Genomic DNA, 20924 nt, shown 5'->3' on the forward strand with positions numbered 1-20924 from the left:
TACCCTTTTATGCGAAAAGTGAGCCATACACTTCATCAAGATTGCGTTTAACGCTTTTTGACAGCGCTTTCAAGCCGTGCATATCTGCCCATTTATTTCTTTCTTTTTCGGAAGCCTCACGATTGGTACGAAGCATCGCTTTATAATCATTTGGGTCATTAAGGATAGTATCGATAGTCAGACCTTTAACTGACAATGCATCAAACAATTCTGTTTCCCATATTGCGCATTTTGGATCTGCAATAAAGCTTTTTTCTTTTTTGCAGAATCCCATCACATACGGAAATTCATCAGCTACGTCAGCTGATACCCGATTGAACACCACGCGAATCTTTTCTGCTGGTACGCCAATTTGTGCCAAAGCGTCAACCATAGATATAGTTTCTTTTTGCTCTTTCGTGCCACTTGTAACAGGAACGATGAAATAATCGATTTCTTCGTGTGAATCATCAAACTTAACCATGTTGCTCATGAATTCTTCAATGTTTGATGCGCCAACGTCGATAATCGCGTTATCCTCAAGCATGATTTTCTTAAAGAGTTCGCGAAATTTATTCCCTTTCATTTTTTCCACATCGATGCCCAGCGAAGCCGCAGTTTCGTTAATAGATTCGATGGCAAAGATTGGTGCATTATCCATGCGAGGAGCTAAAAGGTGTGCGGCCAGTGTTGTTTTACCTACAGTACCGGTCCAGTTCAGAATAGTAACGATCATATTAATCTCCGTCTTTAAGGTCGTCTAAATCAATGTGGCGATTGCGCAAATTTCTTAGCTCAGATGGATTGCTGACTTTCTTTTGCGCCGCAGTTTTATTTGTCTCAATTGTGCCAACGTCCTGAATTGACTCAGTGGCACCAGAAATATTTTTTGGAGTAACTTTACTCTCTGGCGGTTTAACCTTCCGGCGGCTTCTGCCGTACATATTTGAAGCGGTACGCGCATCGAATATAACGCCAGTTTCATCCTTTATAACCTCTACGATTTTTTCCCAGGAAACGATTTCTTTAACCTGAGTCAGATCGTCATGGCACGCGTTGAATGCTGCCTGCTTGCTCTTTATGTCTGGATTCCTCAGCAGCTCAAGCAGGCCGCTGAGCCTTTGCTTTATAGAATCATCCATCAATGCCCCCCGTTCGCTAGATAATGTATGAATAATAGGTGATTTATGTGTGCCAGTCAACATAATTTGATGAAATGTGTGTGAAATATGATGATATGTGTGTGATTTAAGCTTTTATGAGCGGTGCATTATGTGTGATTTATGTGTGATGAAAACGCATGTTTAATGAATAGAGGCACGTTCCCGATTGTATACGAGATGGCAAGCCATCCCGTATCCAACCGACGCGCCAAAGGGGATACCCCTTTGAAACCCCCCGCTGCGCGGGCTGAAACTTCGTTGATCTAAGGCTTGGTTATGTCGGTTAAAAAAACCAAAGACAGAGTACTTACCTGTCGCGTTTCGCATGAAGATTTCGAAAAGCTGGAACAGATGATCGCTGACGCCGGCATGTCTAAGTCTGAATATTTTCGCGATGTCGTTATAAATAAGAAAGCCGAAATAAATGTCATCGTGAAGGATATGCAGTCTCTGATATTTTACTACAACAAGGCAAGTAATAACCTCAACCAAATTGCTTACAAAGCAAATTCCGCACACCTTGAAAACAGAATTTCTGAAAGTCTTTATGGTCGTGTTCTTAATGCCCTTATTGATATTCGGAGTCTGTTGTTAAAAGGGGTGCAAGATGCTGATAAGAGTTAGTGGATATAATGCAGGTATTAAAGAGTATCTTGAGGAGGGTGTTAAAAATGGCCGTGATTTTAGTAGGGAAGAATTAGATGAACGCGTGATTCTTTATGGTGATTTAGACGTTACAGACAGAGTTTATAAATCAATCCCCGACAGAGGTCAAAATCGATATACTACTTTCACACTCTCTTTTCGTGAAGATGAAGTTTCTAACGAAACCCTTCTGGAAATTACTAATGAGTTTCGTGAATTCATTATGTATGCTTATGAAGAAGAAGAGTATAACTTTTATGCTGAGGCGCATTTACCTAAGATAAAAGAAGTCTTTGATAAGAGAACAGGAGAAAGGATTGATAGAAAACCGCACATACATATTGTTGTGCCTAAAACTAATCTTCTCTCTGGAAAGGTATCAGATGTTATTGGCGATCCGAATAGCACAGAGCGTTATCTTGAGGCTTTTCAGGAGTACGTAAACCAGAAGTATAATCTCGCTTCTCCACGCGAGCACATCCGTGTTAATCCTTATAATGCAGCTGATGTTTTATCAAGATATAAAGGTGATGATTTTCGTGGCAAGAATAGAGAATTTAAAGAAGCGATAGTTAAAGAAATTATCGATTCAGATATCAGGAGCCGTCAGGATTTTTACAGGGCCGTATCCAAACATGGTGAAACCCGCATTCGTAATCAGGGTAAAGAAAATGAGTACATAGCAGTCAAAATCCCTGGTGATGAGAAATTTACCAATCTCAAGGAAACAATCTTTAATGACAGCTTTCTTATTGACAGGAAACTGAAAAAGCCACCTTTAGCAAAGCACATCATTTCTGAACGCTTGCATGAATGGCCGATGCGGTCAAAGGAAATTAAATATATTGCGAAAGCGTCTAAATCCGTAAGAGAAAGTTATTACCAGCATTCTGATATTAATGAAAAGGTAAAAACTCTTTCTGATGAACAATTTAAATTTTATGAAAAATTTGGAGGCCAAAATGAGTTACATCCTTCCGAGTGGTCGGGCAGTGACCAGCGAAGTGCTGTTGAAACTGGAAGAAGATGGGATGCCGGGGTTACCAATCGCGTGCAAGGTTTGTCCAGCAGCGATGTGGCAGCTGACAGGCAAGCCAGAATCGCCACAGGCGCGGTGTTTTTGCCGGGTAATGCACGCGTTTACGTGGAGCGGCCAGCAGCAGGAGGAGATTCTGGATTGCGACCTGATCTATATGTCGGAGGAACAGGCGGAACAGAAGCGCATCGAGAAAGAGCAGAAGCAGGAAGAGAAGGACGAACGGGAGCGCCGGCGGGAGCGGGAGAACCTGGAGAAACAGCAGCGAGCCGTCGAGCGGGAACAGCAGCGTCAACGACGGGAAGAGAAGGAGGAGCTGAAGAAACTGGAGAGGGACGAGAAGGAACGGAGCCGGCAGGAGCAGAAAGCGCGGGAGGCTTTGGAGAAGGCAGAGCGGGCGCGGACCAGGGAAGAGAAAAAACAGCAGAAATCCACCTCGAAGCCGGCAGTGCAGACCAGTACCGAGCTGCCATCAGTGGATTCCCCAATGATGCCGGAAGTCGCGAAGCATTCAGATTTACCGGCGTTCCAGAGCTGGGCAGATCAGACGCCACCTTTACCGTCAGAGGGGGATTATCTGGAGCAGGAAACCGACAATTAGGGATTCCCGTTTATGCGCGCAATGCACGGAAAATAGTGGACGTAACCGCCATTGAGCATAACAGCAGAAGGCTTTTCAGTGATTCCATTAAATTGCCGGCACCAAAGCAATCGCAGGCCAAACTCATTCGCCGGGTTATGCCGCGTGTACCTAAAAATGCGTCTTATGTTGCTGCCTGCCTGCAGCGACGGCAGGAACAAAACTCATTATCCGGATCGCAGCGAAGCGCACTATATCAGGCCGATCAGAAGTTCTTCCAGACGCGCAGATTAATTATCAGTGATAACCGACTGAGCACGAAAGATAAGACTCAGTTGCTGGGCGTGCTCATGTTTGAACGACTGAAAGCGCACCAGATGATAAATCAGCCACAACGGCACAACCAGCAGGAGTATCAAGCAATGAGCAGTGAAGATATCAAAAGCAAAATTAAACCGGAGCCCAAGTATCGCAATACGATAAGCGGAGCGGAGGAAACAGAGAAGGGACCGCAGGACGCGAAGCAGCGCTTCAGGAACATGGCCAAGCAGGTTGAAGAAAATTTAGGTGAACGAAGTTTACGTGAAAAGGTGCGTATCATCACCGCAGCAGATCTCTATACGCGCAAAGCAAAGCTAAGCGATAACATTCACTATCTCGATAAATCATCAGATAAAACGTTATTTATTGATACGGGAAAGTCCATTGCTGTAAGTAAAAATGGCCTCAGCGATTCAGCCGTAGCAGTGGCGTTAGAGCTTGCGAAGGAAAAGTTTGGCAGTACGTTGACTGTAAAGGGTACAAAAGCCTTTAAAGACACAGCTATTGAGGTTGTCGCGCAGAAAGGGCTGGATATTCACTTCTCTGATAAAGAGATGAATCGCCGGCTCGCTGAGCGTAAAGCAGAGCTGGCCATTGAACGTGAGGGACAAAACATTACGGCTGGTAAGCCAGCTGTCGAAACACCGACCACAACGGAAAGCTTCCGTGAAGCGTTCCGGAATGTGGAAAAACAATATGAGAGCATTCAGGATAACGCCGGGAAAATGTCTGGCGAAGAAATCTACAATAAGGTGCAGGAGGTGCGTGAGCAGCGTAAGGAGCTAACTCTGGCTTATCTCGGCCAGACTGGAGAAGACGATGGCAACAGACTTGATGAACGCAGCAGAAGCCTTGAAGCGGATCTTTTAGAGGTAAGCGAGGTCAAAATAAAGGCTAATAATCAAGATGTACAAGGCTCAGAGCAGCCATCTGATGCCCGTACCGTAGCACAGCGGCCAACTCCCGTTTCTCATGAGGGCGTACTGCTGGAGCATGGCAAAGCGCCTTATAATTTCACGCCAGATCTGAGTAAGCCGGAAGATGAACGTGACGACAGTTACTACGTTAAGCTTCAGGGACAGAGAGGAAGAGAAAAGCTTGTATGGGGTGTCACTCTTGAGCAGGCAGTCCAGGGATTAGAAATTGGTGAGCGCGTTAGCCTGACGAACCTCGGCAAAGAAAAGGTCGAATGGGAACAGCAGCTTGCTAACGGCAAAACTGAACATAGGCAGGGGGAACGCGTGGCCTGGGAAGGTAAACCTCTTGATCGTGATCTTAATATGGAAGTGGAAGAAACATACCAGTACGAAACCTACGAGCAGTACCAGTCAATGGAAAACGATGGCCCTTCAGTGGCTTAAATTAGCATATCTCGCTGGCCAGTTTGACCAACTGGCCAGCGGTTAAATAACAGATAATTCATGCATACCAATAAACAAGACTGGCTGCTGCAGCTGCGTCGCTGTAAAAATCGTGAAACCCTGGAAAAAGTCATAGAACATACCAGTTACAAACTTTCCGGCTCAGACCTGAGTTCTTTCATCAGTGCTGCTGACCATCGATTGGCAGAAATTATAACTGGGAAACTATATGACAAAGTACCCGCTGCCGCTTGGACATACGTTCGCTGACCATCGGGACAGCCCTTCCAAACGTGATTTAAAAGCCCAGTGGATTTTTGTGATCAAAATCATGATGGGAATTCTGTACTTGATCGAGTGTGATTTTGTCATTAAGCTAATGAAGTTCGCTGTCACAAAAGGAATGCGCACATGCTTCAGACAATACTCAGTCGCAGCTCAGTGAGTATAACTGAGTTCAGAAGAAAACCTGTTGAGTGTATGAAAGCCGGGAAAGGTGAGCCTGTAGCTATCCTGAGCAACAATGAGCCTGTTTTTTATTGCATCCCAGCAAAGGAATACGGTGAGTTGCTACAAGAACTGGAAGATGCGAAAAATAAGCTCAAATTGGTTGATAACTGATTGAAGAAAAGGATCTTTGATTGATCCTTTCATTGTTGAATCTCACAAAAAATCAGACTAATAGCGTTAAAACAAGTAGTTATCCCTACAACTTATCGTAACTGAATTGATCCACTTGATAGATCATGCTAGATTGTGATGGTTTACGAATTTTTACGGGTGGGACGTTCCCGATAGCGTCCAGGGATGGGGGAAAGCGAAAGCTCAACCCCTGAATGCAAAAACCCCCCGAAATCTGTCATCAACTTGGCGGAAGAGTCAGATATCAGGGGGTCGAAAGCAGGCGCTGGCCTGTGAAGGATTATAGCAAATGCATAACCTAACACAACCCCCTTTCACCGCCATAAGTGCGGGCGGGTGTGACTGAAAAGAGTCTCTCTCTCAAATCGTCTGTATCACCTACGGGCGTCGCAAAGCAAAGCCCCTGCTATAATGTTGCCTCGCGCAAGCGTCGCCGGTTCCTCAACCGGTGGATTAAGTCGCTGGCCACCGAAGCCGGGCGTATCAAAATCAAAAATGAACTCCGGCGTCGTATCCGACACAATAAGTATTGGGTCAACGAAGCAAACAAGTTCGGCATCGAAACGCTCTGTGAGTTGATGCTGGCCATCTTCGACGATCTGGATTTAAGAGACTGGCAGACAAGGCACAATCTGGAAACCCTTTCTGATCGCGCCGGTTTGTCTACTCGCAGTAATGCCGGAAATAAATCAATCTCGCGTGCGAGTAACGGCTGCGACCGTCTGGTCTGGCTCAATGCGATTATTACAGAAAAATCTCCCTTCAATCCTTATGACGCTCGTTGTGCCTGCAAGCACATCGAGGTAACAGAGGATTTCTTTGCCATTCTCGGCGTTCCGCTGAAACAGGTCTACCGGGAACGCGCCAGGCTGCTTAAGGCCAACCCGGAAGAAATCATATCCTCCGGGGATGTTCGGCTAATCGCTATCAAAGTTGAAAACTGGACGCGCAAGGCCGCAGCCGGGTTAGCCAGGATGAAAGCGAAGCGTGAAGTAGCTCGCCAGCGCAAACAGGAATACTACTCCCCAACCTTTGCCTGACCTCCTCAAACTACCGCCTTAGCTGGCGGGGATTCTGCACGTCTGCAATAAATCTCAGTACAAAAAACAGGCTAAACGTACAATAATTTTCGAAATCCAAACTATCTCTCCTGTCTGAATGACGGATTTTTCGGTGGTTCGGGCGTAGACCTTCTACAACTGCTGTATAGCTTGTGGGTAAGTGACAATGAAGTGCAAACGATATACCACAATTACTCTTTTGGTTTATCTTTTAATTACTTACGTATTAAAAGATAAACCAAAAAAAAGAAAAACATTACTGTTATCCCCTTTAAAAAGTGGATAACCGAACAGCATCGGCGCAAGCGCCTCAAAAGTAGCTCCCCACGCTAAAGCGCGGGGCATTTTGATTGAAAGCGTGTGAAGGTTAACAGCTCGTCTGTTAACCCTAACGTTTAACCTCAAGAGACTGAAAAATTCCGACCTCACAAGACGCATCAAAAAATATTGCTGAAAGCTTTACTTACACGCTCGTAAGCAGCCCTAACGGCCTGCTAACGCGGAGATACGCCCCGACACGGCTACGCCGTATCGTGACCACTCCGACCGCGCATATCATCACCTGAGTCGTCTGTAAGCGGGTTATGGCTTAACAGGGAAGGGGATTAGATTGGTGAAAACTATCAATCCTGTAACCGGCTCCGCCGGGCTACGGCGTCACTCACCATTAGAGTTATATTCAATATCAGCTGACGCCTCTATGCCGCAAGCGGCATTTGGATAGACAGGCTGCGCACTGCTCGCCAGTCTTAACGCTCAGTGGAACCAAAACTCACGTTAAGGCGTCCTACGCCGGAACCGCCGAAATTTCCCTTACCGAAGTTCTTCATCGCCGGAGAAGTCTGATGTCCCGGCGTAGTATCCCATGATGTTTTGTCCGTAAATGAGTGTTTTTTTGCTCATTGTTTTCTTATATTGTTGCATGAAGTACCTTTTTTGGGTACAATAAATAAAAGTTAAGTTACTCAGGGGCGCAGGATGATTGGTAGTTTTAAGGATGGAGACAGCAGCACACTCGCGGTTTTCTATCTGGACAATGTACGCAGCCGCGACATTCCGGCCAGCATCGAGAAACAGTTACGCCGAAAGCTTTCTCTCATAGAAGCAGCAACAACAGAAAAGTCACTTTTTGCTCCGCGCAGCAATAACTATGAAAGACTCGCGGGAAATCTTAAAGGATGGTCAAGCATCCGAGTATCAATTCAGTGGCGGCTAATTTTCCGCTGGCGTGATGGCCACGCATACGATCTTTACCTGGACCCACACAAATACTGAGGAGGCAATATGGATACAAGAGCAGCAGAACCCACTACAGTTGGTGAAATGCTTTCCGAAGAGTTCCTGAAACCTATGGGTATAACCCAGGAGCAGCTGGGGCAGGTTATGGGCCTGTCACGCAAAGTTGTTAGCCAGATAGTAAACAATAGTCGTCGTATCAGTGTGGCTGAAGCGGCAACGCTGGCGGCTTTGTTCGAAACGGATGAAGATTTCTGGATTAACACTCAGGCGGCTCATGACCGCTGGGAAAGCCGCCAGATCCTGGCATCAGCGATTATGCAGCCTATTCATGAAAGACTGGCCGTGATCTGATATACGGTCCAAAAGCGAAAGAGCCAGCCTGCGGGAACAGGCTGACTCCGGACATTAAAACTATTGGGTGGCTTCAATGTCAGAAAAAATCATACATACCGCTGTGCAACTTGTAAACCGGCAGAAGACGCGTATTCCAGCCATGTCCCGCAGCGACCTTAATGATCTGCTGTTATGGATAGACTTCTTCACTGAATCTAAAGAAACGTCTCGGCGTAATCAGCGCATCGAGCAACGGTATGCGCTTTACCGGTGCAGGAAAGCGCTTTGTTCCTGATACTGGCGGCATAAAAAATTTATCCCTTTCACAAGGAGTTCGCATGAAAAAATTGATTGTCAGCGCGTTAGTGGCCATGAGTCTTTGCGCGTGCGGCGAAAAAGTCTATGACGCTGATTATTACCAGGCTAACCATGAGAAAGCCGAAGAGGCAATAAAGAAATGTAATGCGGGTGAAATGACTGGTGAAAATTGCAACAATGCAAAAACCGGACTGGATAAATATAAAGCAAAAGCTTTTGAAGATTATATGCTGGGGAAAACGAAAAAACGCCCTTCAGCTAACTGAAGTATCGGTTAAAATAGCCGTTTTTCTAAGCGAAACTGGTGCTAGATGAGTTTATCAGGCTATCCACTGGGCTGTATAAACTTTGTCTAAGCACTGAATGAGGACGCTGTACAGCCGGAATTGCCCTCCAACTGTACAGCTAACCACACAACCTGATAGGAGGCTGTAATGGCTGGTCTTAATAGTACGGATCTGAAAATGTTTCACAATCTTTTTCCTGAACTCACCCCAGTGCAGACGGAAACCGCTTTGCTTTACTGCTATGGGCTGGGACGAGAAGAAGTTGCAGGGATTCGGCATGTCTCTGTGCCTGCTGTAGATAAGTCATTGACTACATGCAGGAGGCTATTGAACGTGGATTCCTTGGGACAGCTCAGAGCAGTAGTTCTTTTGCGAATTAATGCAAATATATTAATAAGCTGTCAGGCCTGTTAGATCCGATTAAACCAATAAAACCGCTTCGATGAGGCGGTTTTTTTTTGCTCTAAACGATGTAAAAAACTACAATTATCTATTTTTATAGATTTTAACTCTATATATTTGATTTATTTATTATTATTTTCCGCTTTCTTCTAAATTTACCCAATAATCAAAAGTATGACAAAATCAGACTACTCCTATTAATGTTTTTAACGTATTTTACGTTTGTACAGCGGAAACTTTTTTTCAGAGTTTTCCAAAGTAATTGAAAATGAACATCTGCCTTCAAATAAAAAGAAGGCAGGAAAAATACTATTTGAAATATCTAAGTGCCTTTTGAAAAAAAATAAGGAGGGGCGGAAGCGTGCTTTTTTTTATTTATTTAAATGGTGCGATCCCAAATTATATTCGTGAGGGGATATGACTAAAAATCAGCCAGATTCTGACAAAAAAACAGAATCTGTTTATGTTGGAAAAGAGCGCTACGCACGTCTTGAAGAGGCTGCGCGACGTATTGCTTATATAACAAACTACAGCGTTAAAACCAACTGGGTTGTACATAACATTATCGATTATCACCTCGGAAAAATTGAAGAGGATATGATCGAAAGAATTAAAACCCTCAAGGCAGGTAATAAAAATAACGGAGATAATGATGACTGATTCAATATATCCGGCATGGTTTGTAGTTAAGGCAAAACATAATCAGGAGCGACGTGCAGAATCTTCTCTGCTGAGCCAGGGCGTTAAATGTTATTTGCCGGTTGTCGCTACATCTTCAATGCGCAGTAGTCAGAAGCTTAACCAGATGCGCGATGCGCCTCTTTTTCCAGGCTACCTCTTCGCTTACTTCGATCCTGAAGTAATCCATACCACTGAAGTAAAGAACACTCGCGGCGTGTCCGGGCTGGTTAACTTTGGCGGTGCCCCGGCCATTATTACTGATTCACAAATGTGTGATATGCGTGAAGTCATCAATGCCCGTTCTGGCGTACTTTCAGCTGATAGTGTGCCAGTGAAAGGGGAGGCTATCGAGATTACCAACGGCATGTTTGAAGCGCTTGAGGGTGTTTATGAAGAACCTGATGGCCTGCGCCGGTCAATGGTGCTGATCACTGTACTGGGTAAACAGGTCCGCCGTTCTGTCAGTAATAAAGATTTCCGCTTTGCCTGATCCCAGGTAAGTCCATCCAGGAGTAAAACCATGCTGTCTACAGCCGCCATTGTGGGGCTGGCTATGCAGTGTGCCGCGTCGGTTCACCCGGATACAGTCAAAGACGTTGCCCGGACAGAATCAAGCTTTAACCCACTCGCTATTGGCATTGTTGGAGGAAACCCCCTCTATCCATCCTCTGTGGAGGAGGCCATAAAGCACATTGACCGGCTCAAAGCCAACGGGAAAAATTTCTCTGTCGGCCTGATGCAAATTAATCAGTCCAATTTTACCCGTTACGGCGTCACTGCTCGCCAGTTGTTTGATCCATGTACCAACCTCGCTGTTTTCGAAAAACTTATCACCGATTGCTACCGGCGCGGCGGAACGTTGAAACGCGCTCTCAGCTGTTATTACTCCGGTAATTTCATTACCGGGCAAAAACCCGAACGCAACTTTGCACAGACTACTTACGTGCAGCGCATCGGTTACAACCAGACAGGAGATAAATATGCGGTGCCTGGCACACGCGACGATATAGGAAAAGAACAGAACGAATCACCAGAGCAGCAATCTGGTTCGCCACCGGTATACGAATCATGGGACGTGCTGCGCGAATATCCGCGCCCCGCAACACCTCCCGCTTCATCCCCCCCACCGGAACAGCAAAAGGAAGGTCAGACTCCGGCTGATAAGCCAGAAACCCGCGCCGGCTAGAAATTTTAAAACGGGACAAATGCATTTTTGCCACCTGTCCAGTGACGTTGTTCTGATTTGTTAACTAAGGAAAAAATGATGGATGCTTTAAAGATTAAAATTGCCAGACTGGCCCTATGGCTGACGCCACAACGCTACTTTACCGGGCTAACGCTTGTGTGTGTAGCGCTCGCGCCTCAGATGGCCAGCGCCGCCTGGTATGACCCGATCCTGACATTCGCGCGGGAATTTAAAACCGGCCTCATCGTTCTGGGTGGCATCGCTGCGCTGTGTTCGATGGTTTACTGCGGTATCGGCTGGCTGGTATCCAGAATGGTCGGATCTATGGAAATACAGTTTTTTGATTACCTCAAAACGGCTGGCGTGATTGGTGTAGTGGGTGGCAGCGTGGCGCTGGCTACATGGGCGTACAGCCTGTGGGGAGGCACCATTACTTCATGAGCGAAGATAACACAATCCTTGAATTTGAAACGCATAACGCGATGAGCAGGGTGGCTATGTCAATAGGCGTGCCGCTGTTTGTTCTCATTTTTCATGGATTGGCGTTTCTCGTTTGTCTCTTCGCGGGGATCTATTTTTTAGGATGGTGGGGGTTGTTACCTCCAGCTTTCCCGCTTCTCTCATTCTTTGCCGCTCGCATTATTTGCGCACTGGATGACAGAGCTCTGCGACGATTCAAGTACAGCCTGCGGAGACGCAGGCTGAACCGCCTTTACGGACGCCATCTGCTTATCACGCCGCGTAATCCTGACTGGAGCAAAAAAAATGCGAGACGCATTATCCGCAAAAATTTTCTCTCCGGAGAATAAGAAATTCCCCTGGCTCGGCCACCATGTTCATCCTTACATCTGCACGCTGGGCAGTTCTCATCTGCTGGCAGTCATGCGTTTTAAGGGCGTGGCTCACGAAACCCGCGAGCTGGAAGTACTGAACCGCGAGTTTGTCAGACAGAACCGCTGTTTTCAGGCGCTGGGAAAGCAGGAAGGCCGAAACCTGATGCTGCAAACCTATACTTTTAAAAATCGGACTTCCCTTGAAGGCGACTACACATTTGATTTACCGATACTGCAGGATCTGGCTGATGCATACCTTGAACCCTTCCGGAATGGTGAGTTTCGTCAGGTCGGATATGCAGCTGCGCTGATACTGAAATACAGCGATCTGGATGATGGTATTGCCCGTATGGAAGACCTTCTGCGTATTTGCAAAGTTATGCTGGGCGAATTTGGAGTGTCTTTCCTGGGTATGGAAGAACGGGAAGAATCGCTGTACAGCGAAACATACCTGTATACAGAAGTCGGGCGCTTTTATTACTACCTGTTTAATGGCCTGGATAATGACGTGCTCATTACTGACACTCGTATTGGCGATGCGGTTATAGACGGTGAAACAGGTTTTGGCGCTTACGACTACGTTGAAAATCGGCCATATACCGGCCCGACACGCTACGCAACCACCTGGGATTTGCGATCACTGCCTAAAAAGAGTCGTCCCGGTATGTGGGACGACCTGCTTGATATCCAGCGAGACTACTGTCTGACACAGACCTTTCATTTTGAAGAACGCAATAAAATGAAGCATCGTCTGACGGTTCAGAAATCTGACCTTGCTTCAACAGAGGGGGAGTCAGGGCAGACTGATGAGCTGGAGCTTGCGATACAGGAAGTGATGCAGGGCGAACGCGTATTTGGGATGCATCATGCCAGCCTCATCGTCTTTGGTGAGACGCCAGAAAAAGCCGTGAACTATGGTTCTGAACTTCAAAATATGCTGAAGGCGGGCGGCTCGGAATTTGTGCGTTCGACGAGCTCAAATCACAATACCTGGCTGACAATGTTCCCTGCTTACACAGATGTTATCTATCGTTCGCCACGATCTACTGAGAACCTGGCGTGCTTTTTCTCACTGCACATTACGCCGGGCGGAAAAGCGAAGGGCAATCCGCTGGGAGACGGTTCAGCTGTAATTCCTATGCGTACCCCCAATGGCGGAATGCATCAGCTTAACCCGCACAACAGCCCTGAAGGCAAGAACAGCGTCGGTAAAATGCTCCCCGGACATACCGCGCTACACGCTATGACCGGAGCCGGTAAAACGACTTTTGAAGCTATGCTGATGTTTTTTCTGAGTCGGTTCAACCCGCTGATTTTTGCGATTGACTATAACAACGCTATGGAGAACATGCTGCGGGCGCTGGGTGCCTCCTATTTTTCAATTAAACCTGGCCGATTTACCGGTATCCAGCTGTTCCAGCTTGAGGACTCAATCGAGCTTCGCCAGATGCTGTTTGATGCAGTGAAAGTCTGTGCCGGTGAGATGGATGAAAATGATGAACATCTGGCTCAGCAGGGCATTGATTCAGTGATGAAGCACCATAATCACGCGGCTAAATCAATGTCACTTCTGCATCAGTACCTGCCGGATACCGGGCCTAACAGTCTCAAGTCACGTCTGGCCAAGTGGTGCAGGTCAGTACAAGGGCGCAGCGGGAGCGGAATGAATGCCTGGGTACTTGATAGCCCGGTAAATACGTTTGATGCCGCCGATTTTCGCCGTATGGCTTTCGACTGCACCGCGATCCTCGATAAAGACTACGTTGCCAAGCACCCTGAAGAGACAGAGGTATTACTTAACACCCTTACATTCCTCAAAAAGCGAATGCATGGTCGCCATCCCGGCGAACTGCTGATTAACCAGGTCTCTGAATACTGGGCCATGCTGATGTTTGATACCACGGCCAATATCATCACAGAAGTTATGCACGCAGGACGTATGCGCGGGGAGTTCATCATCATGGACACGCAGACGCCAGAGCAGCCGCTGAATACCAAATACGGAGCCTCTATCGTGCAGCAGCTGATCACTCAGATCTGGATGGCAAACGACCAGGCTAAACGCGAAAAGTATGCTGAATTTGGTGTTAAGGGCAGACAGTTCGACAAAATAGCTGAGCTGGGACAATACAGCTACGAAATGCTCGTCAGGCAGGGAAATCAAGGCGTCATGTTGAGCTTTGCGCTTAATGGTCGCACTGAATACTGGTTGCCGCTGTTGTCAGCGACGCAACTTAACCTTGCCGTGGCTAAAAAGGTGAGGGAGAGGCTGCGGAGCGAAGATCCAGCTGTATGGGTGAAGCCTTTCCTTGATGAAATGGTTGCGTTAAACGTCAGGCAGGAGAAGGGAACAACCGATCCGGACGTATGGATTCCTTTGTTTATCGAACGCATGAGTAGCTATGGCCAGCCTGTAAATAACGAACATATGGAGACAATGAAGCATGAAGCGTAACCGAATAAAGCCGTTAGCATTGAGCCTCGCGCTGCTGTTAGGCGGTCAGAGTTTACCGCCCCTTGCGATGGCAAGCGGGATACCAACTGTCAGTATCGCTGAACTCACACAAATGATAATGGATGGTCAGAGGCAGGCTCAAGAGGCTCTTGACCAGCTAACAGCTGCACGAGACGCCATAGCGCAGGCGAAAAGCCAGTATGAAAATTATAAGGGGATGGTTACTGGTAATAATAAACTGGGTGATTTCCTCAACGACCCCACGCTGAACAGCTTACTGCCCGTCAGTGACTGGCAGGATCTCTACAGTCGCACCAAAGACCTGACCGACCTCAGAAGCCGTTATGGCCTGACCAGCAGCAACAGTAAAATCCAGGCCGCATTTGACAAGCTTCTGTCACAAGCCGGGGTACTTGAAGATCAGTACAAAGCGACGAATAAACGGGTCAAAACAGCTGAAGGGCTTCGAACCCAGCTGAACACGGTGCAAACGCCAGGAGAACGCGAACAACTGGCGCTGCGTTATCAGCAGGAAAGTCTTGAGCTTAAAAACCAGCAGGCACAGCTTGATAATTCCCGCTACCTGATGGAGCAGAAAGATAAAATTGAGGACACCCGACGCGCTCAGGCTTTTGAAGATTACATGCTGGGTAAGTCAAAAACTCGCCCGACTTATCAATAAATTTTTCATACCAAATTAAAGGTCAATTATGGACGTACAGGTAGCAGCTACCCTGTTCAGTGCCATAGATGCAGCAACCAAAACGCAGATGGGAAACGTGTCTAAAGTAATGGCCGTTATATCCGCGCTATGGGGAGTTTTCTGGATGATCTATATCCTGATGAACTCGCTCTATTGGTATTTTATGGGGCTTACACAAGTAATTCAGGAAGTGCTTATGACGATGTTTAAAGCTAGTATCATAATGATGATGGCTTTTAGCGTTACGTGGTATACGACAACAGTTATTCCGGTTGTAACTGAGTTTCCTGTCTGGCTGGGTAATACCATATCCGGAACAGGAGGAACGAGTAATAACCTTGTTGATAGTTTGATTGGTTCATATCTTGACGCCCTGATTAATACCATTCAGGCGATGGAGTTTTCATTTACTAATCTTAAAGCGACATTTCTCGGTATTCTCGCGTTGATATTCCTTCTGGTCGGCGGCCTGCCATTTCTCGGCGTGGCAGTGGGAACACTTATTACGCTTAAATGTGCAACCATGCTGATTCTTGTCATCGGTCCGATATTTATTGCTTTCGCTGTTTTTCCCCGAACCCAGCAATATTTTTGGGGATGGGTAGGGACACTGGGCGGGTTTATGCTGGCACAGTCTCTTTTTGCAGTTGTGATAGGCGTAGAAATAGCTTTTGTTAATACAAATATTGTTAAAGATGGAGAGATACAGACCGACTTGCTGACCTGTTTGAGTCTGTTACTTTATTTTGGGGCTTTTACTCTACTTGCAACCGAAATACCGAACTATGCAGCTTCTATCATGGGTGGCGCTCCAAGCGGTGCGACTGGTGCAGGCGGCATTATTGGGAGAGGTACAGGGCTGGGCGCGGCAACGAAAATGGCATCTAAGGGCGGAAAAGCACTGATGAGGTTACGCCGCAACCGGATTAAATAACTCCTCTCCTAATTAAATGTTCGTCTAATAAATTCAGGAATTCATTATGAATAAAAGAATCGCTCTCTGTGCGGCTTTTGGGGCTGCGCTTTTTTTATCAGCCTGTAGTTCTGCGGTGAAAAAACCACAGCCATATGGAGACTGGCAGGATGCTAATTCACCAGCGGTAAAAACGCATCAGGGAGTTAAATAATGCTGGGTATCAGTAAGAAAATAAAAAAGAATAATGAAGAGGAACGTCAGCTGGTTTACGGTGATGGTCCTATTCAGGAAAATCTAAAGGAAGCAGCAAGCCTTGAAAGAATGTATCAGGCTGCTGCTAAATGGTTTGAGGCACGGGTCGCTGAGGATTATAAGAAAAAAGCGAAAAGTTCAAAGCGACTTTCTATATTTCTCGGTGTGCTGCTGGGTATAAGTATTATCGCAAATATGAGTTTATCACCACTTAAAACGGTTGTGCCTTTCGTTATTCGTGTAGATAAAAATAGTGGCTATGTAGATATCGTTAAACCGTCATTCAGCATGAGTGATTCAACTGACGTGGCTGAAGATAAGCACTTTATCTCTGCGTATGTCCTGGCGCATGAATCCTATAACTGGGCCTCACAGCGCTCTAATTACGCATTTATTCAGCTTACTTCATCTGAGGATGTTTTTACCCCTTATAAAAATTTCCAGCTGTCTAAAAAGGGGTATGCCGAAAAACTGGGTATGCAGCAGCAGATACGGGCAGAAATTAACTCAATTGTTGCGCTGCCTCGCAGTAAGCAGGACAAGCTTTCAGGCGGTGACAGCAGTATTCGTAGTTATCAGGTCAGGTACAACCAGACTCTGTTAATGGCGGATGGCAGACCGGTGCAGAATGCCGACCCCATCAACTGGATATCAATTATTTCAATTAACAATTCAAACCCGCCAAAAACAGAAGGCGATCAGTGGCTCAACCCGAAAGGCTACCTCACTGTCGGATGGGAGCCGACACTGACCAACGCCGGGAGCAATCAATGACAGCATCCAAATTTATCGCCTTTTGCTGCCTGCTTATCCTGCAGGCCACAGTTGCTAACGCCGAAACGACAGGGCGGGGAACCCAGCTTGATTCGCGTGTGCAGGTCGCGATGTACAGCCCCGATCAGGTTTACCGCATTTACACCATGAAGGAGCGACCAACCGGTATTCAGCTGCAGCCTGGCGAGACAATCAATATGGACACTGGCGCGTTTGTACCGGGAAAAACCAACGAATGGCTGATTGGTTCGAACAAAGCCGGCGGGCTGTTGATTATCAAGCCCAGCAAAGCTGCTGTTGATCCGGACACGAATGTGCTCGTCAGTACTAACTTCCGCACGTATCTGTTTGAGCTCAAGTTGACTGATAAACCCGCGCAGATGACCTATCTGTTGCGATTCAACTATCCACAACCACCGAAAGTCGGAGAAACCCCGTTCAAAGGGGTCAGCATGAATGTTAATCCCTGTGATGGTCCTGCGATTAACCGCAAATATCGCCGGCGCGGTGATATGGCGCTTGCACCATCAGAAATTTGGGATAACGGGACATTCACTTGTATCCGGTTCCCAACCAATGCACCGCGTCCGGCAATTTATCAGCTTTTGCCAGATGGCACGGAAACACGCGTTAACAGCCATTCCGTTAACGACATAGTGGTTGTGCATTCGGTGAGCCATGAGTTTCGTCTGAGACTGAATAATCTGGTACTCGCGCTGGGAACAGAGACAAATAACAGCGGCTGGTACAACTACAACGGCACAACGACCGGTGAAGTTCTGGAGGTGAAACAAAATGGAACCAACTGAAAACAGTATCAGCGGCAGTGAGGTTGATACTACAGCAAAAGCGCCGGCAGTAGGACGGGGCGATTTTTCGCTGAAGCCTGCAGGTCGCCGTAAAGGCATCGGCAAGATGCTATTTTTCGCCATAGGTGGCGGTGTACTGCTCGTGATTGTACTGGGCGCGCTTTTCGCCTGGGCGGTTATTTCCAGCATGGACAAGGCTGAGCCGGTTGTTGATGAAAACAGCGTTAAGGCCGCGCCGGTGCTGCAGCAGGAAGCGCGTAAAGATGACAGTATGGCCGCCGCAATGGACAAAATGCTTAACGCGCCGGCACAAAAGCCAGCGTCTGCAACACCTGCTGACGATCAGGAAAGCCAGAAATCAGACAGTACACAGCAGGAAGTAGATAGCAGAACATCGGGTGCGCCTGAGCACGTTGATGCCAGCTCCCAAAGCCCCTATGCGCAGCCTCAACAAGAAGAACAGCTGTTCGCGAAGATAAATCGCTTTGAATCAACTGGTATGAGCGCCGGCAGCGGCGCAACTTATACCAGCGCATCAGCTGGCGGTGATTCTGCAGCGGAAAGCGATCAGGAGGCTCGATTAAGACAGTTCATTAAGGCTGATCCTAACGAACTCGCAAGAAATCTTGTCAATGGTACAGGTGCGACCTCATCAGGCTCAGGCGGTTTAAGCGGGAGCGGTGGCGGCTCATTGCTGGATAATCTCGATGGCAATCAGTATGGGATGACTAAAGCCAGGCTGGCACCAGACCAGAAATTTTTGCTAAAGCGTCGCACCTCATTTCAATGCGTGCTTGATACAGGAATTCGCACTGACTATCCGGGGTTCGTTGAGTGTCATCTGATGCAACCACTGTACTCATCGGATGGAAGCGTAATCCTTGCGCGTGCCGGGGCCACGTTTTACGGCGAACAAAAGGTGGAGGTTAAAGCCGGTCAAAGCAGCGTATTCACCACCTGGAACGAGATGGAAACCTCAACAGGCCGCCCAGGTGAGCGCCCGGTACGTGCTTCACTGAACGGACTGGGTACTGATCCAATGGGGCGCAGCGGTACAGATGCTCAAGTCGATAATCACTGGAAACAACGTATTGGTGGAGCAGTTTTGCTTTCCACGTTTAAGGACGTGCTGAACGGCGGTATGAATACCTTGAGTAAGAACAATAATCAGTTCACTTTCAACAACACAGAAAACAGTACCGAAGATCTGGCAACAAAGGTTCTCGAAAGTACTATAGGCATCCCGCCCACGGCCTGGGTAAACCCTGGCACAGTTATAAACATCATTGTGGCTCAGGATATTGATTTCACAACGGTCTACAAAACCCGTCGCTTAAATCCGTAGTCGCGCAACTCTGAATGCCCGCTATCGGCATTCAGCTATCAGGGCAATATTTCAAGGCTCTCAATATGAAATCTGAAAAACATCAGTCTGCCAGCAGCGAAAAATCGCTGCTGCAGCAAATTACGCCTGAACAGGCGAACGCTACGGTACAGAAGATAACGCATCCTACGCTGGCCATCGCGGTGTTCCGCTTTTTGGTCCCGACCGAATCGCCAGCCTACCGTTTACTTAAACGGATCTGCGGGGCCAGGCAACGCCACGCTGCGCCGGATAACGACGAGCACAGTCCTGGAAAGCTTGATAAATCAGGCCATGCAGATCGGTTGTATACGCCGCCGGTGAATCTGATGGGTGCTGAATCGCTGAGAAGGAAGGTTCCAAAAAGACTGATTATCGCAGTGTGCCTTCTGATAGCGGCGGTAATTATCGAATTTTTTGCACCACGGCCACCACTGTAAGAGTCCGGAGGGAAAATGCATTTGAACAATATCCACAATCAGGCTGACATGTTGGGTAACGCGGACGTGTTTACAGCTGAGGAACTTGCCCCTGATGAACTCGTAAAGGGCTACTTACATCAGTGTGGTGTCATTGATCTTCTTAGTCGTCCTGGTGTTACGGAGGTTGCCATAAACCGACCAGGGGAAATCTGGACAGAAACGTCTGGCAAGGGGTGGGAGCGCCATGATATGCCGCATCTGACGCTCGATCTTTGCAAACATCTGGTAAACACGCTGGCTGTTTATAACTTTCGCGTACTCACCGTTAAATCGCCTATTAAGACCGTTGAGCTGCCGGGGCGTGAGGGCTATCGAGCGCAGTTGGTGATCCCGCCAGCGTGCGAGAGAGATACGGTGTCTATCACCTTTCGCAAGCCATCCCTTGATCGCTTCAGCCTTGAGGATTACGAAAAAAGCGGGAGATTTGACCAGACCAACCGGGAAAGAAAAAGCCATACGCAGCTTACTGACTGGGAACTTGAACTGAAGCAGTTGATTAAGAAGCGAGATTTTGTGCGGTTCTTCCGCGAAGCCGTAAGGCGCAAACTTAACATCATTATTTTTGGTGGTACGGGATCGGGTAAAACGACATATGCAAAAGCGGTGGTTGATATCTATCCGCCAGAGTGCCGTTTGCTCACGATTGAAGAACTTAATGAGCTGAAATTGCCGCTGCACCTGAACCATGTTCACCTGCAGTATGGTGATTATGTGACGCCAAAAGAACTTGTTTCCTGCTGTATGCGTATGAAAGGCGATCATATCTTTCTCGCCGAGCTTACCGGGGATGAAGCGTGGGACTTCATGGAAGTTCTGAATACCGGCCATCCAGGCACTATTACGACCGCACATGCAAACAGCGATAAAGAGGGCTACGCCCGTATAACCGGGCTGATTAAACAGTCAAATGTTGGTGGTGGCCTCGATATCGAATATATCGAGCGCCGGGTGCGTACCTCGTTTGATGTGGTGATGTATATGGAGAAAACGCAGATTCTTAGCGTCACCTACGAACCGGAAATTAAGCTGGCACTGCTTAATGGCGCATCGCTGGAAAAAGCACTGAATTTGTCAAGGGAGACAACTGCATGAGTTTGAAGCTG

23 protein-coding genes are annotated in these 20924 nt (G+C 47.3%); 21 read left to right on the forward strand and 2 right to left on the reverse strand.

Annotated features, from left to right (window positions below; all coding sequences use genetic code 11):
• Positions 1-7: 7 nt before the first annotated feature.
• Entirely contained in the window at positions 8-715 is a 708-nt protein-coding gene (gene stbB / locus BL249_RS16965; RefSeq protein WP_099707717.1) for a StbB family protein, read from the reverse strand.
• A gap of 1 nt (position 716) precedes the next feature.
• Complete coding sequence (locus BL249_RS16970) at positions 717-1121, reverse strand: hypothetical protein (protein WP_099707718.1); 405 nt, start codon at positions 1119-1121, stop codon at positions 717-719.
• A 297-nt stretch (positions 1122-1418) separates the two neighbouring features.
• Here BL249_RS16970 and BL249_RS16975 point away from each other — a divergent pair, with 297 nt between their 5' ends.
• The 21 genes from BL249_RS16975 (at position 1419) to virB11 (ending at position 20913) form a co-directional block, all read left to right on the forward strand.
• Positions 1419-1766 (forward strand): plasmid mobilization protein, encoded by a 348-nt coding sequence (locus BL249_RS16975; protein WP_099707719.1) that lies wholly within the window; start codon positions 1419-1421, stop codon positions 1764-1766.
• Positions 1750-5085, forward strand: coding sequence for an LPD7 domain-containing protein (locus BL249_RS18840; protein WP_143354824.1), 3336 nt, complete (start codon positions 1750-1752; stop codon positions 5083-5085). The genes BL249_RS16975 and BL249_RS18840 overlap by 17 nt, the downstream gene beginning before the upstream one ends.
• A 60-nt stretch (positions 5086-5145) precedes the next feature.
• The gene (hha, locus tag BL249_RS16990) at positions 5146-5355 is read left to right on the forward strand and encodes a hemolysin expression modulator Hha (protein WP_099707682.1); all 210 of its coding nucleotides are present in this window, start codon (positions 5146-5148) and stop codon (positions 5353-5355) included.
• 141 nt (positions 5356-5496) lie between these two features.
• A complete protein-coding gene (locus BL249_RS16995) occupies positions 5497-5706 on the forward strand; it encodes a type II toxin-antitoxin system Phd/YefM family antitoxin (protein ID WP_099707683.1) in 210 nt (69 codons plus the stop codon).
• A gap of 359 nt (positions 5707-6065) precedes the next feature.
• On the forward strand, positions 6066-6767 hold the full coding sequence (locus tag BL249_RS17000; protein WP_256385433.1) for a RepA family replication protein: 702 nt from the start codon (positions 6066-6068) through the stop codon (positions 6765-6767).
• Between the two features lie 999 nt (positions 6768-7766).
• Complete coding sequence (locus BL249_RS17005; protein WP_099707684.1) at positions 7767-8063, forward strand: type II toxin-antitoxin system RelE/ParE family toxin; 297 nt, start codon at positions 7767-7769, stop codon at positions 8061-8063.
• A gap of 9 nt (positions 8064-8072) precedes the next feature.
• Positions 8073-8378 carry a HigA family addiction module antitoxin gene (locus BL249_RS17010; protein WP_099707685.1) on the forward strand — a complete coding sequence of 102 codons (306 nt, stop codon included), beginning with the start codon at positions 8073-8075 and terminating at the stop codon, positions 8376-8378.
• Positions 8379-8617: 239 nt separating this feature from the next.
• On the forward strand, positions 8618-8944 hold the full coding sequence (locus BL249_RS17015) for an EexN family lipoprotein (protein ID WP_241898915.1): 327 nt from the start codon (positions 8618-8620) through the stop codon (positions 8942-8944).
• A gap of 840 nt (positions 8945-9784) precedes the next feature.
• On the forward strand, positions 9785-10027 hold the full coding sequence (locus BL249_RS17025) for a hypothetical protein (RefSeq protein ID WP_099707688.1): 243 nt from the start codon (positions 9785-9787) through the stop codon (positions 10025-10027).
• A complete protein-coding gene (gene rfaH, locus BL249_RS17030; RefSeq protein WP_099707689.1) occupies positions 10017-10538 on the forward strand; it encodes a transcription/translation regulatory transformer protein RfaH in 522 nt (173 codons plus the stop codon). The genes BL249_RS17025 and rfaH overlap by 11 nt, the downstream gene beginning before the upstream one ends.
• Positions 10539-10568: 30 nt before the next feature.
• Complete coding sequence (locus BL249_RS17035) at positions 10569-11234, forward strand: lytic transglycosylase domain-containing protein (protein WP_099707690.1); 666 nt, start codon at positions 10569-10571, stop codon at positions 11232-11234.
• Between the two features lie 75 nt (positions 11235-11309).
• Positions 11310-11675 (forward strand): hypothetical protein, encoded by a 366-nt coding sequence (locus BL249_RS17040; protein ID WP_241898916.1) that lies wholly within the window; start codon positions 11310-11312, stop codon positions 11673-11675.
• Positions 11672-12043 carry a VirB3 family type IV secretion system protein gene (locus BL249_RS17045; protein WP_099707691.1) on the forward strand — a complete coding sequence of 124 codons (372 nt, stop codon included), beginning with the start codon at positions 11672-11674 and terminating at the stop codon, positions 12041-12043. The genes BL249_RS17040 and BL249_RS17045 overlap by 4 nt, the downstream gene beginning before the upstream one ends.
• On the forward strand, positions 12000-14522 hold the full coding sequence (locus BL249_RS17050; RefSeq protein ID WP_099707692.1) for a VirB4 family type IV secretion system protein: 2523 nt from the start codon (positions 12000-12002) through the stop codon (positions 14520-14522). The genes BL249_RS17045 and BL249_RS17050 overlap by 44 nt, the downstream gene beginning before the upstream one ends.
• Complete coding sequence (locus BL249_RS17055) at positions 14512-15204, forward strand: type IV secretion system protein (RefSeq protein WP_099707693.1); 693 nt, start codon at positions 14512-14514, stop codon at positions 15202-15204. Before BL249_RS17050 ends, BL249_RS17055 begins: the two co-directional genes overlap by 11 nt.
• 28 nt (positions 15205-15232) lie before the next feature.
• Entirely contained in the window at positions 15233-16159 is a 927-nt protein-coding gene (locus BL249_RS17060) for a type IV secretion system protein (RefSeq protein ID WP_099707694.1), read from the forward strand.
• 192 nt (positions 16160-16351) lie between these two features.
• The gene (locus tag BL249_RS17065; RefSeq protein WP_099707695.1) at positions 16352-17167 is read left to right on the forward strand and encodes a type IV secretion system protein; all 816 of its coding nucleotides are present in this window, start codon (positions 16352-16354) and stop codon (positions 17165-17167) included.
• Entirely contained in the window at positions 17164-17976 is an 813-nt protein-coding gene (locus tag BL249_RS17070) for a TrbG/VirB9 family P-type conjugative transfer protein (RefSeq protein WP_099707696.1), read from the forward strand. Before BL249_RS17065 ends, BL249_RS17070 begins: the two co-directional genes overlap by 4 nt.
• Entirely contained in the window at positions 17963-19321 is a 1359-nt protein-coding gene (locus BL249_RS17075; protein ID WP_099707697.1) for a TrbI/VirB10 family protein, read from the forward strand. Before BL249_RS17070 ends, BL249_RS17075 begins: the two co-directional genes overlap by 14 nt.
• 65 nt (positions 19322-19386) lie before the next feature.
• A complete protein-coding gene (locus BL249_RS17080; protein ID WP_099707698.1) occupies positions 19387-19779 on the forward strand; it encodes a hypothetical protein in 393 nt (130 codons plus the stop codon).
• 48 nt (positions 19780-19827) lie between these two features.
• Positions 19828-20913 carry a P-type DNA transfer ATPase VirB11 gene (gene virB11 / locus BL249_RS17085; protein ID WP_099789781.1) on the forward strand — a complete coding sequence of 362 codons (1086 nt, stop codon included), beginning with the start codon at positions 19828-19830 and terminating at the stop codon, positions 20911-20913.
• Positions 20914-20924: the final 11 nt, after the last annotated feature.

Origin of the sequence: Erwinia sp. OLFS4 (assembly GCF_002752165.1) — a bacterium.
In the GTDB taxonomy this organism is placed as follows: domain Bacteria; phylum Pseudomonadota; class Gammaproteobacteria; order Enterobacterales; family Enterobacteriaceae; genus Izhakiella.